The 16355-nt window shown below is 73.1% G+C and carries 10 protein-coding genes; 7 read left to right on the plus strand and 3 right to left on the minus strand.

Annotated elements, in window-relative coordinates:
- Nucleotides 1-264 precede the first annotated feature (264 nt).
- The 4 genes from Sm713_RS09345 to Sm713_RS09360 all read left to right on the plus strand — a co-directional run bounded on the left by Sm713_RS09345 (nt 265) and on the right by Sm713_RS09360 (nt 9133).
- A complete protein-coding gene (locus Sm713_RS09345) occupies nt 265-2625 on the plus strand; it encodes an ATP/GTP-binding protein (RefSeq protein WP_212909175.1) in 2361 nt (786 codons plus the stop codon).
- A gap of 459 nt (nt 2626-3084) precedes the next feature.
- On the plus strand, nt 3085-4761 hold the full coding sequence (locus Sm713_RS09350; protein ID WP_212909176.1) for a PucR family transcriptional regulator: 1677 nt from the start codon (nt 3085-3087) through the stop codon (nt 4759-4761).
- 316 nt (nt 4762-5077) lie between these two features.
- Nucleotides 5078-6523: an aldehyde dehydrogenase family protein gene (locus Sm713_RS09355; RefSeq protein ID WP_212909177.1), complete on the plus strand. Its 1446-nt coding sequence runs from the start codon at nt 5078-5080 to the stop codon at nt 6521-6523.
- 651 nt (nt 6524-7174) lie between these two features.
- Entirely contained in the window at nt 7175-9133 is a 1959-nt protein-coding gene (locus Sm713_RS09360) for an acyl-CoA dehydrogenase family protein (protein WP_212909178.1), read from the plus strand.
- A 182-nt stretch (nt 9134-9315) separates the two neighbouring features.
- Here Sm713_RS09360 and Sm713_RS09365 read toward each other — a convergent pair whose 3' ends face one another.
- From Sm713_RS09365 to Sm713_RS09375, 3 genes are all read right to left on the minus strand, one after another.
- Complete coding sequence (locus Sm713_RS09365) at nt 9316-9873, minus strand: hypothetical protein (protein ID WP_212909179.1); 558 nt, start codon at nt 9871-9873, stop codon at nt 9316-9318.
- Between the two features lie 258 nt (nt 9874-10131).
- Nucleotides 10132-11445, minus strand: coding sequence for a helix-turn-helix transcriptional regulator (locus tag Sm713_RS09370; RefSeq protein WP_212909180.1), 1314 nt, complete (start codon nt 11443-11445; stop codon nt 10132-10134).
- A gap of 247 nt (nt 11446-11692) precedes the next feature.
- On the minus strand, nt 11693-11965 hold the full coding sequence (locus Sm713_RS09375) for a hypothetical protein (RefSeq protein WP_212909181.1): 273 nt from the start codon (nt 11963-11965) through the stop codon (nt 11693-11695).
- A 472-nt stretch (nt 11966-12437) separates the two neighbouring features.
- On the opposite strand from Sm713_RS09375, the gene dxr reads away from it, so the two are divergent.
- The 3 genes from dxr to ispG all read left to right on the plus strand — a co-directional run bounded on the left by dxr (nt 12438) and on the right by ispG (nt 16325).
- Nucleotides 12438-13700, plus strand: coding sequence for a 1-deoxy-D-xylulose-5-phosphate reductoisomerase (gene dxr / locus Sm713_RS09380; protein WP_212909182.1), 1263 nt, complete (start codon nt 12438-12440; stop codon nt 13698-13700).
- Nucleotides 13697-14998, plus strand: a complete 1302-nt coding sequence (locus Sm713_RS09385; protein ID WP_212909183.1) for an RIP metalloprotease — start codon at nt 13697-13699, stop codon at nt 14996-14998. The genes dxr and Sm713_RS09385 overlap by 4 nt, the downstream gene beginning before the upstream one ends.
- Nucleotides 14999-15170: 172 nt before the next feature.
- Nucleotides 15171-16325: a flavodoxin-dependent (E)-4-hydroxy-3-methylbut-2-enyl-diphosphate synthase gene (gene ispG / locus Sm713_RS09390; RefSeq protein WP_212909184.1), complete on the plus strand. Its 1155-nt coding sequence runs from the start codon at nt 15171-15173 to the stop codon at nt 16323-16325.
- The last annotated feature ends 30 nt before the right edge of the window (nt 16326-16355 follow it).

The raw sequence follows: 16355 nt of genomic DNA on the forward strand, positions 1-16355 counted from the left end.
GCTAGGGCCGCGGATGGGATGGAGGCATGCTCCGCGGGGGAGTTGTCCGGGAAAGGGGTTGTCCGCGGTGGACATAGCCAAGGCGCCGGCTCGCGCCGGCGCACCCACTCCGCGCGCCCGCCACCGGACACCCCGGCACGCCGGTCCGCCGGCACCGGAGCGGTGGCGGGGTGACGTGGAAGAGCGGCCGTCACCGGTGAACTCCCCCTGCACGGGCATTAGATTGGCTCGCAACGAGAGCGGCTGGTCATGGGGACAGGGGCGATGGACAGGGACGGCACGCAGGAGACATGGGGTACGCACGCCGTTCCGGCGCCGCGCCCGGCGGGACCGCCGGCCGCGCCCCCGCACCCCGGGCGCCCTCCGGCCCAGATCGCCCACCCGGCCACCGCCGAATGGCTGAGCCACCCGCGGCCCACCGCGGCACCGGGCCTGTGGCGCTACGGGTACGCGCCGCGCGTTCGCCCGCGCACGCCGGAGCGCGCCTCCGACCGGGCGCTGCTGACCGGCATGCTGGTCTCCCTGCTGTCGGCGGCGTTGGTCTGGTCGCTGTGGAGCAACGGGTACGTCCCGTACAAGATCGTCCCGCTGAAGCTCTTCACGCCCGACTCCTGGTGGTGGCCGGGGACCGCTTCCCCCCGGACCGACGAGGGCCACAGCGCGCTCAAGCTCTACGACAGCCTGGTCTTCACCCTCGTGGTCGTCGTCTTCGGCCGGCTGGGGAACTGGCCCGAGGGGATACGGCACTTCGTGACGAGCCGTCCTCAGCCGCGAAGGGGCGCCTTGGCGCTGCTCGCCGCAGCGCTCGTGACGCTGCTGGTGTGGACGCAGACCGTCCCCGTCGTCGACCTCGGTCTCGCCACCGTCGCTCTTGTCGCGGGCGGCGCGGTCTACCTGTCGAACGTCGTCACGTACACGGTCTTCGTGGCCATCACCGTCATCGTCCTCTGGCCTTTCGCCAGGATCAGCGGCTTGACGGCCGCCCTGCGCGGGCGCGACACGCCCGAAGCCGGTGACCCGCCGCTCCCGCCCCCGAAGGACCCGGCCCCCACGGCGCCCGCCGGCGAGTGGCCGGAGCTGCGCGCCGCGGGCCGGCACGACGCGGCCGACCGGCTCACCGCGGAGGTGCGGGCCGGCCGGATGAGCGACGTCGACTGCGCCCGGGTGCGGCAGGCGTGGGCGGCGTCCCAGCACAGCCCCATGGCCCTGGCCGCCTTCACGGACACCGTGCTGAGTCAGGGAGCGGCCGCCTGGACGCACCCGTCCGGCGCGCGCGACCTCCCGGAGCGCACGGCCTACCACGACCTGCTCACCACCCAGGTGCGGATAGGCACCTGCGTGGACGGCGAGCGCAACCCGTTCGAGCACCGCGGCTCGGGTGCCGCCCTGGACCCGGCCGTGCTCGGCACCTCGTTGATCGCCGTCGGCCCGCCCGGCGCGGGGAAGACGGCCCGGCTCGTACGGCCCGCCGTCGAGTCCCTCGCACTCCTCGCGCTCACCGGCGCGGGCGCGGTGGCCGCCGTCTGCGCCGCCGGTACCCCGCTGGGCCCGGACGGCGCCTTCGACGTCGTGGTGCGGCCCGGCGACCCGGCGTCCGTGCACGACCTCGACCTGTACGCCGGCACCACCGACCCCGACGAGGCCGCCGCCTTCCTCGCCGAGGGCCTGGTCGGCGACGTGGAGGGCGTGGACGACCGGCGCGCGACCACCGCGCTGGCCCAGCTCCTCGGTCCGTTCCACGCGGCACGCGGCCGCTTCCCCACGGTCCCCGAACTCGCCGAACTGCTGGGCGGCGCACCGCCCGCCCTCGATGCCCTGCGGTCGGCGCTCGACGCGGCCGGCGACGACGCCATGCTGCGCGAGCTGGACGCCCGCGCGCGGCAGGCGTCGAGCCCCGCCGACCCGGGCCTGGTCCTCGCGGACCGGCTGGCGGTGCTGGACCGGCCGGCGTTCGCCGGGTTCTTCGGCGCGGGGGAGCGCGCGGCCAGGAGCTTCTCGCTGCGTGCGATGGCCCACCACCCGCTGCGGGTCCGCATCGACCTGCCGGAGCAGCGGCACGAGGAGGCGGCACGGCTGCTCACCCGCCTGCTGCTCGCGCAGTTCACCTCCATCGCCGCCTCCCGCACCGATCGGAGGCACTTCGCCTGCCTGGTCCTCGACGACGCCACGCACACCCTCACCCCCCGCACGGTGCGCGGCATCCAGCGGCTGCGGTCGGTGAACGCCGGCGTGGTCCTCGCGCTGCGCACCATCGGTGACGTTCCGGAGGCGCTGCACGGCGCGCTGCACAGCGCGGTCGGCTGCCGTATGGCGTTCTCGGGCGTCAGCACGTGGGACGGCCGGCGCTTCGCGGAGGCCTGGGGCACGCAGTGGGTGGAGACCACGGAGGTCGCCAAGCACACCGTCTTCGCCGACCAGCCGATGACCCGCGCCATCCACGCGCTGCGCAAGCTGGTCACGGGCCGGGAGGTGACCAGGGACGCCGTGACCGTGCGGCAGGTGGAGCGGGAGCGCTGGTCCGCCTCGGAGCTGGCGCACGAGGTGCCGCCGGGACACGCCGTCGTCTCGTTCACCGCGGTCGACGGCGAGCACGCGCCGCCGCTCCTCGTCGACCTCCGCACCTGACGGGTCCGGCAGGCACCGCGCGCCCGCGGTCTCATTACGGACGAGAGTGCGGGCGCCGTACCGGGGCGAAGGCACGGCCCGGCCCGGTACGGAGGCGACCGCACGGCCCCGGCCCGATACGGACGAGAAGGCGAGGGACCCGGTACGGAAACGGGCACCGCGGGCCCGGTTCCGGGTGGGGAACCGGGCCGTGGACGGCCGGGAAACAGTGATCGGATTGTCCGGATGCGGTGCGGCGTGGATCGCATCCGCCCCCTACACTGAGGCAGAATCGATAGGGACCGTTCATACGCGACGGCCAAATGATCAGTGAGGGCCGCGTGTGTGCCCGGTGGCGTCAGATCCGGGCATACGTCCTCGTCGCCGTCACTGCGTCACCGTGCGCCGGCACGGCCCCGTCAGCGTTCAGGGCGAGGCCGCCGGTGTGCGTCCGTCACAGAAACCGAAGGCCCTGGTCCCATGCCTCCCACCCTCGCCTCGCTGGTCCACCACTCCGCACTGAAACTCACGGTGCGCGCGGCCGGGGACCGGTTGGACGTGCCCGTGCGCTGGGTGCACGCCAGCGAGCTGTCCGATCCGGTGCCGTACATGGAGGGCGGCGAGCTGCTGCTGATCGCCGCGCTCAATCTCGACGCGGAGGACCACGAGGCGATGCGCGGCTACGTGCACCGACTGGCCCGCGCGGGCGTCGCCGGCGTCGGCTTCGCCGTCGGCGTGCACTACGAGGACATCCCGCAGGCCCTGGTCGACGCCGCGGCGGCGGAGGGCCTGCCGCTGCTGGAGGTCCCGCGCCGCACCCCGTTCCTCGCCATCAGCAAGGCCGTGTCCGCGGCCATAGCCGCCGAGCAGTACCGCGCGGTCACCGCCGGCTTCGCCGCCCAGCGCGAGCTGACCAAGCAGGCGATGGCCGACGGCCCCGAGCGGCTGCTGAGCGCCCTCGCGGCGCAGGTCGACGGCTGGGCCGCGCTGTACGACGCGTCCGGCGCCGTCGTCGCCGCGGCCCCCGAGTGGTCGTCCCGCAGGGCCGCCCGGCTCACTCCCGAGGTGGAGCGGCTGCGCCGCAGGCCCGCGCCGTCCAGCGCCGTCGTCGGCGGAGGTACCGCCGACCGCAGGGCCGGCGTCGAGGACCGCGTCGAGCTGCACACCCTCGGCACCGGCCGCCGCCCCCGCGCCGCGCTCGCCGTCGGCACCGCCTCCGCTCTCGGCACCGCCGACCGGTACGCCGTGCACTCCGCGATCGCCCTGCTCACCCTCACCACCGAGCGGTCCCGCTCCCTGCACGCCGCTGAGCTGCGCATCGGCGCGGCCGTGCTGCGGATGCTGCTGGCGGGCGAACCCGACCACGCGCGCGTGGTCGCCGGAGACCTCTACGGCGGCCTGCTCGATGCCCCCTACCGGCTGATCATCGCCGAGCAGACCTCCGGGGCCCGCGCCGCAGCCCCGGCCTCCGCACCCGCCGGGGCCAAACAGCCCGGCGCCGCGCCGGACGGCGCCGTGCCCGTCGCCGGTCCGCTGGATGCGCTCGTGGACGCCGTCGAATCCGCCGCCGCCCGCGCAGGGGAATCCGTGCTCGTGGTGCCCGAGGGCGAGCGCCTGGTGCTGATTGCCGCGGACGGCGGCGTCGCGGCGGACGCCTGCGCCCAGCACGCCGAAGCCCTCGACGAGGCCCGCGCGGAGGCGGCGGAATCGGCGGCGCCCCCGGAGGTGGCCGAGGTCGTCGTGGGAGTCTCCGCGCCGGCCGGGTTCGTGGGCGCCCCGACCGCGTACAAGCAGGCGGAGCAGGCGCTCTCGGTGGCCAGGCGGCGCGGCCGGGCACTGGTCGAGCACGCTGAGCTGGCCTCCGGCTCCGTGCTGCCACTGCTCGCCGACGAGGCGGTGCGGGCCTTCTCGGACGGCCTGCTGCGGGCGCTGCGCGAGCACGACGCGCACGGTCGCGGCGATCTCGTCGCCTCGCTGCGCGCCTGGCTCTCCCACCACGGACAGTGGGACGCGGCCGCAGCCGACCTCGGCGTGCACCGGCACACCCTGCGCTACCGCATGCGCCGCGTCGAGGAGATCCTGGGCCGCTCCCTGGACGATCCGGACGTCCGCATGGAGCTGTGGCTCGCGCTGAAGGTGACAGCGGGGCCCGAGTAACGGCGGGGCCCGAGCAGGGGCGTTGCCGCCAGTCGCGCCGTCGCGCCGTCGCGTCTTCCTGCCTCGTGCCGACCGCAGCCCGCCTCAGGACGCCCGGTGGACGGCCGTTCGTCGCCGGTCCGCCGTGCCACTGCCGCTCCTGTATCGACGGCCGTTCCGCCCCGTCCGGAGCCGGAACGGAAGCCGTCCGGCCACATCTGCCAATCCGTAGGGGTAGCCCCCGCAAACGCTACGCACCGGACAAGCGACCGCGCCCGCCCGCGCGCCTACCGTGGACGCCAGGACACCACACACCGCGGAAGGGCCTGGTCCCACGATGACTTCCACCCATGCCTTCTGGCTCGCCGGACGCGAGGCCACCGGCGAGACCACCCTCGACGTCACCAGCCCGTGGGACGGGCGTCTCGTCGGACGGGTCGCCGTTCCGACGGAGGAACAGGTCGAGGAGGCGGTGGCGGCCGCGTACGCCGTCCGGGACGAGTTCGCGGCCACCCCGGCGCACGTACGGGCCGCCGCCCTGGACCACGTCTCGCGGCGGATCGCCGAGCGCGGCGAGGAGATCGCGGCGCTGATCTCCGCCGAGAACGGCAAGCCCGTGAAGTGGGCCCGCGGCGAGGTCGGCCGCGCCGTCTCCGTCTTCCGCATCGCGGCGGACGAGGCCCGGCGGTTCAACGGCGGCGACGCGCAACGCCTCGACGCGGACCCGGCCGGCGCCGGGCGGCTCGCCTTCACGCGGCGCTTCCCGAAGGGCGTCGTGCTCGGCATCGCGCCGTTCAACTTCCCGCTGAACCTGTGCGCCCACAAGATCGCCCCCGCGCTCGCCGTCGGCACCCCCATCATCCTCAAGCCCGCCCCGGCCACCCCGCTCTCCGGGCTCCTCATCGGCGACCTCCTCGCCGAGACCGAACTGCCGGCGGGGGCCTGGTCCGTGCTGCCGGTGCCCAACGACCGGATGCCGGCGCTCGTGCAGGACGAGCGGCTGCCGGTGGTCTCCTTCACCGGGTCCGACAAGGTGGGCTTCGCCATCATGGACTCGGTGCCGCGCAAGCACTGCACGCTGGAACTCGGCGGCAACGGCGCCGTGGTCGTCCTCGGCGACTATGCCTGTGACGCGGACCTCGACCACGCCGCCCAGCGCATCGCGACGTTCGCCAACTACCAGGGCGGCCAGTCCTGCATCTCGGTGCAGCGCGTCATCGCGGACGCGGCTCTCTACGACCGACTGGTGCCGCGCATCGTGCGCGCCGTGGAGGCCCAGGTGACCGGCGACCCCTCCGACGACACCACCGACGTCGGGCCGCTGGTCAGCGAGGACGCCGCCCGGCGCGTGGAGTCCTGGGTCGAGGACGCGCGGGAGGCCGGTGCCACCGTGCTCACCGGCGGGAAGCGGGAGGGCGCCGCCTACACTCCGACCGTTCTCGCGGACGTGCCCACGGATGTCGCGGTCTCCTGCGAGGAGGTCTTCGGGCCGGTCCTCACGGTCGCCAGGGCCGGGGACGAGGGCACGGCGTTCGCCGCCGTGAACGACTCCAAGTACGGGCTCCAGGCGGGCGTCTTCACGCACGACCTCCAGGCCGCGTTCCGGGCGCACCGTGCGCTGGAGGTGGGCGGGGTCGTCATCGGCGATGTTCCCTCCTACCGTGCGGACCAGATGCCGTATGGCGGGGTCAAGCGGTCCGGTGTCGGGCGGGAGGGGGTGGCGTTCGCGATGGCGGACTACACGTACGAGCGGGTGATGGTGCTCACGGGCCTCGACCTCTAGGGGCCCTTCTGGGCCCCTGCCCCCCATCGGCCTGTGGCCGGGAATCCACCTGGGGCGGTGCGAGGGGCTCCGGGCTCCGCCCGAGGGGGTTCGGGCTTCGCCCTTTGCGGGGTTGTCGTCTGCCGGCCGGTGAGGGTGTTTGCGCAGTTCCCCGCGCCCCTTTTCGGCGGCTGCCCCGGCCCTTGCTGTCTCGCGGCCGACTTGTCGGTATGTGGGGGTTTTGCGCAGTTCCCCGCGCCCCTTATTGGGGTCTGGACGGCTCCCTTGCGGGTTCGTTGCCCGGCTGCCGGTCCGTGGGTGGTTTTCGCGCGGTTCCCCGCGCCCCTGATCAGGGGCTGGACCGATTCCTTTCGGGTTCGTCGCCGGGTGTCGGTCGGTGGGTGGTGTTGCGCGGTTCCCCGCGCCCCTGATCGGGGCTCCTTCTGAACCTTGCGGGTTCGTTGCCGGGTGTCGGGTCGCGGGGGGGCTGGTCGCGCGGTTCCCCGCGCCCCTCCGTGGTGCCCTTGGAGTCGGGGGGCGTAGGGCTCACCCGGTCGTGTCGTGAAGTGGGGCTGGCCCGGTAGGGGTCTTCGATCGGGGGTATACGACCGAGTAGAACCGGCCGGTAACCACCGGCCGGCAGCCACGAGACCGCGGCGAGGTGAGTTCTCCATGTCCGCACCGACCACGTCTGAGGCATCGTCCGCCACCGGCCGTCCCGTCACCGAGCGGGAGGCACGGCAGGTTGCGGAGGCCGCCCGTGAACAGCAGTGGCGCAAGCCGAGCTTCGCCAAGGAGCTCTTCCTCGGCCGCTTCCGGCTCGACCTGATCCATCCGCACCCGCTGCCGGCGGACGAGGACGTACGCCGCGGTGAGGCGTTCCTCGCCGCGTTGCGCGACTTCTGCGAGACCAAGGTCGACGCCGCCCGCATCGAGCGCGAGGCCCGGATCCCCGACGAGGTGATCATCGGCCTCAAGGAACTCGGCGCGCTCGGCATGAAGATCGACGAGAAGTACGGCGGCCTCGGCCTCACGCAGGTCTACTACAACAAGGCCCTCGCCCTCGTCGGCTCCGCGAGCCCGGCCATCGGCGCCCTGCTCTCCGCCCACCAGTCGATCGGCGTGCCGCAGCCGTTGAAGATCTTCGGCACCCAGGAGCAGAAGGACGCCTTCCTGCCGCGCTGCGCCCGCAGCGACGTCTCCGCCTTCCTGCTCACCGAGCCGGACGTCGGCTCCGACCCGGCCCGCCTCGCCACCACCGCCGTACCGGACGGGGACGACTACGTCCTCGACGGCGTCAAGTTGTGGACGACCAACGGGGTGATCGCGGACCTGCTGGTCGTGATGGCGCGGGTTCCGCAGTCCGAGGGCCACAAGGGCGGCATCACCGCGTTCGTGGTGGAGGGCTCCGCCGAGGGGATCACCGTCGAGAACCGCAACGCCTTCATGGGCCTGCGCGGCATCGAGAACGGCGTCACCCGCTTCCACCAGGTCAGGGTCCCCGCGGGCAACCGCATCGGGCCCGAGGGCGCCGGCCTGAAGATCGCCCTCACCACCCTCAACACCGGCCGCCTCTCGCTGCCCGCGATGTGCGCGGGGGCCGGCAAGTGGTGCCTGAAGATCGCCCGGGAGTGGTCCGGCGCCCGCGAGCAGTGGGGCAAGCCCGTGGCCACGCACGAGGCGGTGGGCGCCAAGATCTCGTTCATCGCGGCGACCACGTTCGCCCTGGAGTCGGTGCTCGACCTCGCCTCGCAGATGGCCGACGAGGACCGCAACGACATCCGCATCGAAGCGGCCCTCGCCAAGCTCTACGGCTCCGAGATGGCCTGGCTGATGGCCGACGAGCTGGTGCAGATCCGCGGCGGCAGGGGCTTCGAGACCGCCGCCTCGCTGGCCGCCCGCGGCGAACGCGCCGTGCCGGCCGAGCAGTTGCTGCGCGACCTTCGCATCAACCGGATCTTCGAGGGCTCCACGGAGATCATGCACCTGCTGATCGCCCGTGAGGCGGTGGACGCCCACCTCTCCGTGGCCGGCGACCTGATCGACCCCGACAAGTCCTTGAGCGAGAAGGCCAAGGCAGGGGCCCGGGCCGGCGGCTTCTACGCCCGCTGGCTGCCCAAGCTCGTCGCGGGACCCGGTCAGCTTCCCGGCACCTACCGGGACTTCCACCCCACCGGGCACGCCGACCTCGCCGCGCACCTGCGGTTCGTCGAGCGCAGCGCCCGCAGGCTGGCCCGCTCCACGTTCATGGGCATGTCCCGCTGGCAGGGCCGCATGGAGACCAAGCAGGGCTTCCTGGGCCGGGTCGTCGACATAGGCGCGGAGCTCTTCGCGATGAGCGCCTCCTGCGTGCGCGCGGAGCTGCTGCGCTCGCAGGGCGAGCACGGCCGCGAGGCCTACCAGCTCGCCGACGTCTTCTGCCGCCAGGCCCGGCTCCGCGTCGAGGAGCTCTTCACCCGGCTGTGGTCCAACACCGACTCGGCCGACCGGCGCCTGGTGAAGGGCATCATGGACGGTTCCTTCGGCTGGCTGGAGGACGGCGTCATCGACCCGAGCGGCGAGGGCCCCTGGATCGCGGACACCGTTCCCGGCCCCTCCCAGAAGGAGAACGTCCACCGGCGCATCCGGTGAGCCGGGCTCGGGGGACGCTCGCCCCAGGGCGTTCGCGGCGGGCGGCTCCGGGCCGGTTGCGGGTTCGCATTCCGGCCCGGCGCCGCGGTCACCGGGCATGCGGTACGTAGCGTGCGCCCGGCCTTGAGCGCACGGTAAGCAGCGTGCGCCCGGTCTGGAGCGCACGGTGAATGCCGCACGCCCTACCCGCCCGCGGCCGGCTCCCGGGACGGCGCCCCCGCCGCAGGCCCCCTGCCACCGCGGCGCCGCGCGCGCAGCGCCGCCACCGCGGCCTCGACGTCCGCGCTGCCCAGGTGCCGCTCGAAGGCCATCAGCCAGTACATGGCGCGCTCGGTGTCGCACCCCATGAGGTCGGCGATGTCCTTCGCGCCGAGCCCGAGGCCGTGGCGCAGCACCCCGGCGTCGGCGGCGGGGCCGCTCACGAGCCGGTGGAGCGCGTCCGTGATCGGCCGTGGACGCGCCCGCAGGGACATGGCCAGCCTGCGGCGCAGGATCCGCCAGCCCACCGCCGAGGGGCTCAGCTTGAGCGCCGCCGGCCAGGCCACCAGCAGCTCGCCCAGGGCGCACCGCACCGCGTGCTCGGCGGCGGCGCCGTCTCCCAGCCGGCACAGGGCGTACGCCCGGTAGCGGGCGCCGTGGAGCATGCAGAACGCGCCGAACTCCAGGGGGAGGCTCACGTCGATGCCGCTGAACTCCAGCGGAAGGCTGGCGTCGGCACCACCGACGTCGTCGCGGGACATACCGGGCTCCTGAGCTGGGGGAGGGAGGGAAGGGGACGGCCTTGGGGGGTGGTCTACCGGGCCGGTCGGGAAGGCCCTGAGGGGTCCCCCGGACTGGCAGGGAAGGCCCTGAGGGGCCCCCGGACTGGCAGGGAAGCTGAGGGGTCCCCCGGGCCGGTAGGGAAAGGCCCTGAGGGGGCCCCGGGCCGGCAGGGGAAGGCCCTGGGGCCTGCCGGGCCGGTAGGGAAAGCCCTGGCGGGTCCCCCGGACCGGCCGCGGTCAGCCGAAGGCGGCCGCGGGGATGACGGGAAGGCCGGGCGAGGCCTCGGGCGGCGGCAGCTGCGCACCGGCGACCAGCGCGGACGCCTGCCACCAGAGCCGCTGGACGTCCTCGTCCCGGCCGCCGAGCGCCGTCACCAGCCGGGCGATCACCGCCTGGTCCGCGGGCGGCGGGGCCGCCGGGTCGACGAGGCAGGCGAGGTGGTCATGGGTGAGCCCCTCCGCGGCGCCGCCCAGGGCCGGCAGGTCCGGCTCGGCCGCGGCCAGGTACAGGCCGCGCAGGGCCATGCGGATCGCCGTCTGCCCCTCGGACGAGGAGCGCGGCGGGGCGGGCGCGGTGCCGTGCGCCTGGCGCCAGAGGTCGGCCAGGTCGTCCGGGTCGGCGCCGCACGCCTCGGCGAAGCTCCTGGTCACGTCCCAGGACGGCAGTCGTTTGCCGGCGAGCACCAGCGAAAGGTAGGAGGCCGAGACGCCGATGCGCCGGGCGAGGGCGCGGGCCGAGATGGCGCGGGACTCCCGAAGGTGGCCCATGGCCTGGGTGAGCTGTCCTGCCGCCGGTCTCTCCCGGCCGTCCCCGACTGCCGGAGCGCGCGCCGGCGCCGGGCGCCGGCCCGGGGTCCGCGAGCCGCCGGCGTCCGGCACGGCACCGGGTCGGGACGGCGCCCCGCCGGGTCGGGGCACCGCACCGGGTCGGGGCACCGCACCGGAACGCGGAACCCCCCTCGTGCCCGCCCCTGAGCTGCCGTCCGGAGCACCCGGCACCGTGCCGCCGCTCGACGTGCCGCCGCTCGACGTGCCGCCTCCCCCCGTCCCCGCCGCCTGCACGGGGCTCTCCCCGGCCGGGGCAGGCAGGGCGCGGGTGCCGCGGGCCCTGCGCCGGCGCCGCTCCAGCGCCCGGGCCACCTGGTCCGCCGACCAGTGCCCGCGCGCCGACCCGGCGGCCATGCTGGTCGCCTCGCCGATCTCCGCCCAGGTGATCCCGTGGCTGCGGGCCTTGCGCACCGCCACGGCGAGCATGTCCTCGGCGTCCAGCTTCAGCGTGACCGCGCGGTGCACCAGCTGGATCGGCGCGTCGGGCGCGGCGCTCTCCGCCGCGCCGAGCAGTTCCCGGGCGTCGCGCAGGGTCTCCTCGGCGAGGCCCGCGGCGGCCTCGTCGTGTTCGGGAGGGACGCCGACGCGGACGGCGGTCCGTGCGCGGTAGGCGGAGCTGCGGCAGGACGGGCTGCAGAAGCGGGGGAGGCGTCCCCGGTTGCTGGGGCGCCGGAACGCCGCTCCGCAGGACGGGCAGGTGAGGTCGGAGGGCCGTGCAGGCATGCGGGGACTCCTTCGGGGGCGCTGGGGCCGGGACCCCCGCCGGACGGCGGCAGGGGCCCTGCCGCGAGGCGGCGGGAACCGTGCGGGACGGCGGCGGCCGGACCCTGCCGGGGGCGGCAGCCGTCTCTCGTCACGCCGCCCGTGCCGGTTTGGCGGGTCGGCGGAACGAAAGGAGGGGACCGTGCCGGTGGGGCGGCGGGGTGCGCGGGCCGGGCCGCGGCCGTGGGGACGCGGCCCGGCGGGTGGGTCAGGAGCCCTCGCTCCTGGCATAGCGGTAGGTGACGGTGCCTGCCGCCGTGAGGGTCCCCAGCGCGGCGGTGCCGAGCAGCGGGGCGGCCGGGACGTCACGGATCAGCAGGATCAGCAGCACGGGCAGGGCGAGGAAGGCGCCCAGCCGGATGTTGACCCGGCCGCAAACGGCTCCAGATGTTTGGACGTCCCCGAAGGGAGACATGTAAGTTGCGTAGCCGCTGGTCCGGCCCCCGTGCGGGTCGGGAGGAGCGGCGAGATGTCGGGGCATTGATGCTCCTTGGTCTCGAACATTTGTTAAGCAGTGGGCCCCGGGTGGTTGGCAGACCGTGTTCCCGGGGTCACGCTGTGTTCGCCGACCTTAACCGCTCGCGTGACGCTGAGCGAACCTATCGTCACGTAAACGGGAAGTCTTTTCGGTCGGATCGGAGAAATCGCAGGCAGGTGCATTTCTCAACGGAAGAACTGTCATATGCCAGGGCAATGACAGCAGTTGAACGCGCCCCCCGCGCCCCTCTCTCCCCGCCCGGCCCGAAACTCCGTGCCCGGTAAAACGCATTTCCCGCGCGCCCGCAGCCGCGCCCCGGCACGGGCCGTCTCCCCTACCGGAGGCCCGCCCGGAGCCCCATCCGGAGCAGCGGCCAACGCCGCCCCCATCCGGCTGTGGCGTCCGCCCGGCACCGGCGGCGCGCGGGCGGGCAGCCGCTGTCGGCGCCCCGACCCGGAGCCGCAACAATGGGGGGATGAGCGACAGCCCTGCGCCCCTAGCGGATCCGCACCTCGTCTTCGATCCCGGCGGCGGCCCCTCGGCCCACCGGGACATCGTCATCCTCGGCTCCACAGGCTCGATCGGCACGCAGGCCATCGACCTGGTGCTGCGCCATCCCGACCGCTTCCGCGTCACCGGCCTCTCGGCGGCCGGCGGGCGGGTCGCCCTCCTCGCCGAGCAGGCCTACCGCCTGCGGGTGCGCACGGTCGCCGTGGCGCGCGAGGACGTGGTGCCCGCGCTCCGCGAGGCGCTGTCCGCCCGGTACAGCACCGGGGAGCCGCTGCCCGAGATCCTCGCAGGGCCCGAGGCGGCCACCGAACTCGCCGCATCCGACTGCCACACCGTGCTCAACGGCATCACCGGCTCCATCGGCCTCGCGCCCACCCTGGCCGCCCTCGGCGCCGGACGGACCCTGGCCCTGGCGAACAAGGAGTCGCTGATCGTGGGCGGCCCCCTGGTCAAGGAGCTGGCCAAGCCGGGCCAGATCATCCCGGTCGACTCCGAGCACGCCGCCCTCTTCCAGGCGCTGGCCGCCGGCACCCGCGCCCAGGTGCGCAAGCTGGTCGTCACCGCCTCCGGCGGGCCCTTCCGCGGCCGCAGCAAGGCCGACCTGGCGAACGTCACCCCCAAGGACGCGCTCGCACACCCCACCTGGGCCATGGGCCCGGTGATCACGGTGAACTCCGCCACGCTCGTCAACAAGGGCCTGGAGGTGATCGAGGCCCACCTGCTCTACGACATCCCGTTCGAGCAGATCGAGGTGGTCGTCCACCCGCAGTCGTACGTGCATTCGATGGTGGAGTTCCTGGACGGCTCCACCATCGCCCAGGCCACCCCGCCCGACATGCGGGGACCGATCGCCATCGGGCTCGGCTGGCCCGAGCGCATCCCGGACGCGGCACCCGCCTTCGACTGGAGCAAGGCGTCGGCATGGGAGTTCTTCCCGCTCGACGACGAGGCCTTTCCCTCGGTCGGCCTCGCCCGGCACGTCGGACGGCTCGCGTCGACGGCTCCGGCGGTGTTCAATGCGGCCAACGAGGAGTGCGTCGACGCGTTCCTGAACGGAGCGCTGCCCTTCAACGGCATCATGGAGACCGTCACCGAGGTCGTCGCCGAACACGGCATGCCTCGAACGGGAACTTCACTGACCGTCGCGGACGTCCTCGAAGCGGAGGCCTGGGCGCGCGCCCGGGCCCGTGAACTCACGGCTCAGGCGATCGCGGAGGCCCGTACATGACGGCACTGATGATGATCCTCGGAATAGTCGTCTTCGCGATCGGGCTGCTCATCTCCATCGCCTGGCACGAGCTGGGGCACCTCACCACCGCCAAGATGTTCGGCATCCGGGTGCCCCAGTACATGGTGGGCTTCGGGCCGACGCTCTTCTCCCGCAGGAAGGGCGACACCGAGTACGGCTTCAAGGCCATCCCCCTGGGCGGCTACATCCGCATGATCGGGATGTTCCCGCCGGGCCCCGACGGGAGGATAGAGGCCCGTTCCACCTCACCCTGGCGGGGCATGATCGAGGACGCCCGCTCGGCGGCCTTCGAGGAACTCCAGCCCGGCGACGAGCACCGCCTCTTCTACACGCGCAAGCCGTGGAAGCGGGTCATCGTGATGTTCGCGGGCCCCTTCATGAACCTGATCCTCGCCGTCGCGGTCTTCCTCGGCGTCATGATGACGTTCGGCATCGAGACCCAGACGACCACCGTCGGCAAGGTGTCCGACTGCGTCATCCAGCAGAGCGAGAACCGCGCGACCTGCCACAAGGGCGACAAGGCGGCCCCCGCCAAGGCCGCGGGCCTCCAGGCCGGCGACAAGATCGTCGCGGTGGACGGCAGGCCCATGAAGGACTGGTCCACCCTCCAGGACACCATCCGCGACACCATCGGCCCCGCCAGCATCACCGTGGAGCGCCACGGCGACCGCCAGGTCCTGCACGCCGACCTCATAAAGAACCAGGTCAGCAAGGTCGACGGGCACGGCGGCTACGTGCAGGGCAAATACGTCTATGCCGGCTTCCTCGGCTTCAGCCCCGCCTCGGGCATCGTCAAGCAGTCCTTCGGGGCCTCCGTGGACCGGATGGGCGACATGATGCAGCAGGGCGTCCACTCCCTGGTCGCCCTGCCGTCCAAGATCCCCGCCCTGTGGGACGCGGCCTTCGAGGGCGCGCCGCGGCAGCCCGACTCCCCGATGGGAGTGGTCGGGGCGGCCCGGGTCGGCGGTGAGGTGTTCACCCTGGACATCCCGCCGCAGAACCAGATCGCGATGATGCTGTTCCTCGTCGCCGGCTTCAACCTCTCCCTGTTCCTGTTCAACATGCTCCCGCTGCTGCCCCTGGACGGCGGGCACATCGCGGGCGCGCTCTGGGAGGCGCTGCGCCGGCACACCGCCCGGCTCGTCAAGCGGCCCGATCCCGGTCCGTTCGACGTGGCGAAGCTGATGCCGGTCGCGTACGTGGTCGCGGGGATCTTCGTCTGCTTCACGATCCTGGTGCTCATCGCCGACGTCGTTAACCCGGTCAAAATCTCCTGATTGGCAGCGGTTCACTGCGGCCGGGCTGCCCTGCGGCCCGGCCGCCCCGGGCGAGTGACGCAGAGCCCGGAATATCCTGCGGATGTGCCCCGGCATGCGCCCGTGCCGTAATCTCGGATCCCGACCCGCCCGCTGACGGGACCTTGATCCACATCTTGGGGTTGCACAGCAGATGACTGCGATTTCTCTTGGCATGCCGTCCGTTCCGACCAAGCTCGCCGAGCGCCGTAAATCCCGGCAGATCCAGGTGGGGTCCGTTCCCGTGGGCGGGGACGCCCCGGTGTCGGTGCAGTCGATGACGACGACGCGCACGTCCGACATCGGCGCGACATTGCAGCAGATCGCGGAGCTGACCGCGTCCGGGTGCCAGATCGTGCGGGTGGCGTGCCCCACACAGGATGATGCGGACGCGCTGGCGGCGATTGCGAAGAAATCGCAGATTCCGGTGATCGCGGATATTCATTTCCAGCCGAAGTACGTGTTCGCCGCCATTGACGCGGGGTGTGCGGCGGTTCGGGTGAATCCGGGGAATATCAAGCAGTTCGACGACAAGGTTCGTGAAATCTCGAAGGCGGCTTCCGACGCGGGGACGCCGATTCGTATCGGGGTGAATGCGGGGTCGTTGGACAGGCGGCTTCTGGAGAAGTACGGGAAGGCGACGCCTGAGGCGCTGGTGGAGTCGGCGCTGTGGGAGGCGTCGTTGTTCGAGGAGCATGGTTTCCGGGATATCAAGATCTCGGTGAAGCACAACGATCCGGTGGTGATGGTGAATGCGTACCGGTTGTTGGCTGAGCGGTGTGATTATCCGTTGCACCTGGGTGTGACGGAGGCGGGGCCCGCGTTCCAGGGGACGATCAAGTCGGCGGTGGCGTTCGGTGCGCTGTTGTCGGAGGGGATCGGGGACACGATTCGGGTGTCGTTGTCGGCGCCTCCCGTGGAGGAGGTGAAGGTCGGTATTCAGATTCTGGAGTCGTTGAATCTGCGGCAGCGGGGTCTGGAGATCGTGTCGTGTCCGTCGTGCGGTCGTGCGCAGGTGGACGTGTACAAGCTGGCGGAGGAGGTGACCGCCGGGTTGACGGGGATGGAGGTGCCGTTGCGGGTGGCGGTCATGGGGTGCGTGGTGAACGGTCCGGGTGAGGCGCGTGAGGCGGATCTCGGGGTGGCCTCGGGCAACGGCAAGGGGCAGATCTTCGTGAAGGGCGAGGTCATCAAGACGGTGCCGGAGTCGAAGATCGTGGAGACGCTGATCGACGAGGCGATGAAGATCGCCGAGCAGATGGAGAAGGACGGCGTCGTCTCGGGGGAGCCCGAGATCTCGGTGAGCTGACGCTCCCACGGCGCTGCGCGCCCGGCGCTT

This window comes from Streptomyces sp. TS71-3 (genome assembly GCF_018327685.1).
Lineage (GTDB): Bacteria > Actinomycetota > Actinomycetes > Streptomycetales > Streptomycetaceae > Streptomyces.

What these genes read in the sequence shown, in the direction of transcription:
- Sm713_RS09345 (WP_212909175.1), top strand. Translation starts at nt 265, where the DNA reads ATGGACAGGGACGGCACGCAGGAGACATGGGGTACGCACGCCGTTCCG.
- Sm713_RS09350 (WP_212909176.1), top strand. Translation starts at nt 3,085, where the DNA reads ATGCCTCCCACCCTCGCCTCGCTGGTCCACCACTCCGCACTGAAACTC.
- Sm713_RS09355 (WP_212909177.1), top strand. Translation starts at nt 5,078, where the DNA reads ATGACTTCCACCCATGCCTTCTGGCTCGCCGGACGCGAGGCCACCGGC.
- Sm713_RS09360 (WP_212909178.1), top strand. Translation starts at nt 7,175, where the DNA reads ATGTCCGCACCGACCACGTCTGAGGCATCGTCCGCCACCGGCCGTCCC.
- Sm713_RS09365 (WP_212909179.1), bottom strand. Translation starts at nt 9,873, where the DNA reads ATGTCCCGCGACGACGTCGGTGGTGCCGACGCCAGCCTTCCGCTGGAG.
- Sm713_RS09370 (WP_212909180.1), bottom strand. Translation starts at nt 11,445, where the DNA reads ATGCCTGCACGGCCCTCCGACCTCACCTGCCCGTCCTGCGGAGCGGCG.
- Sm713_RS09375 (WP_212909181.1), bottom strand. Translation starts at nt 11,965, where the DNA reads ATGCCCCGACATCTCGCCGCTCCTCCCGACCCGCACGGGGGCCGGACC.
- dxr (WP_212909182.1), top strand. Translation starts at nt 12,438, where the DNA reads ATGAGCGACAGCCCTGCGCCCCTAGCGGATCCGCACCTCGTCTTCGAT.
- Sm713_RS09385 (WP_212909183.1), top strand. Translation starts at nt 13,697, where the DNA reads ATGACGGCACTGATGATGATCCTCGGAATAGTCGTCTTCGCGATCGGG.
- ispG (WP_212909184.1), top strand. Translation starts at nt 15,171, where the DNA reads ATGACTGCGATTTCTCTTGGCATGCCGTCCGTTCCGACCAAGCTCGCC.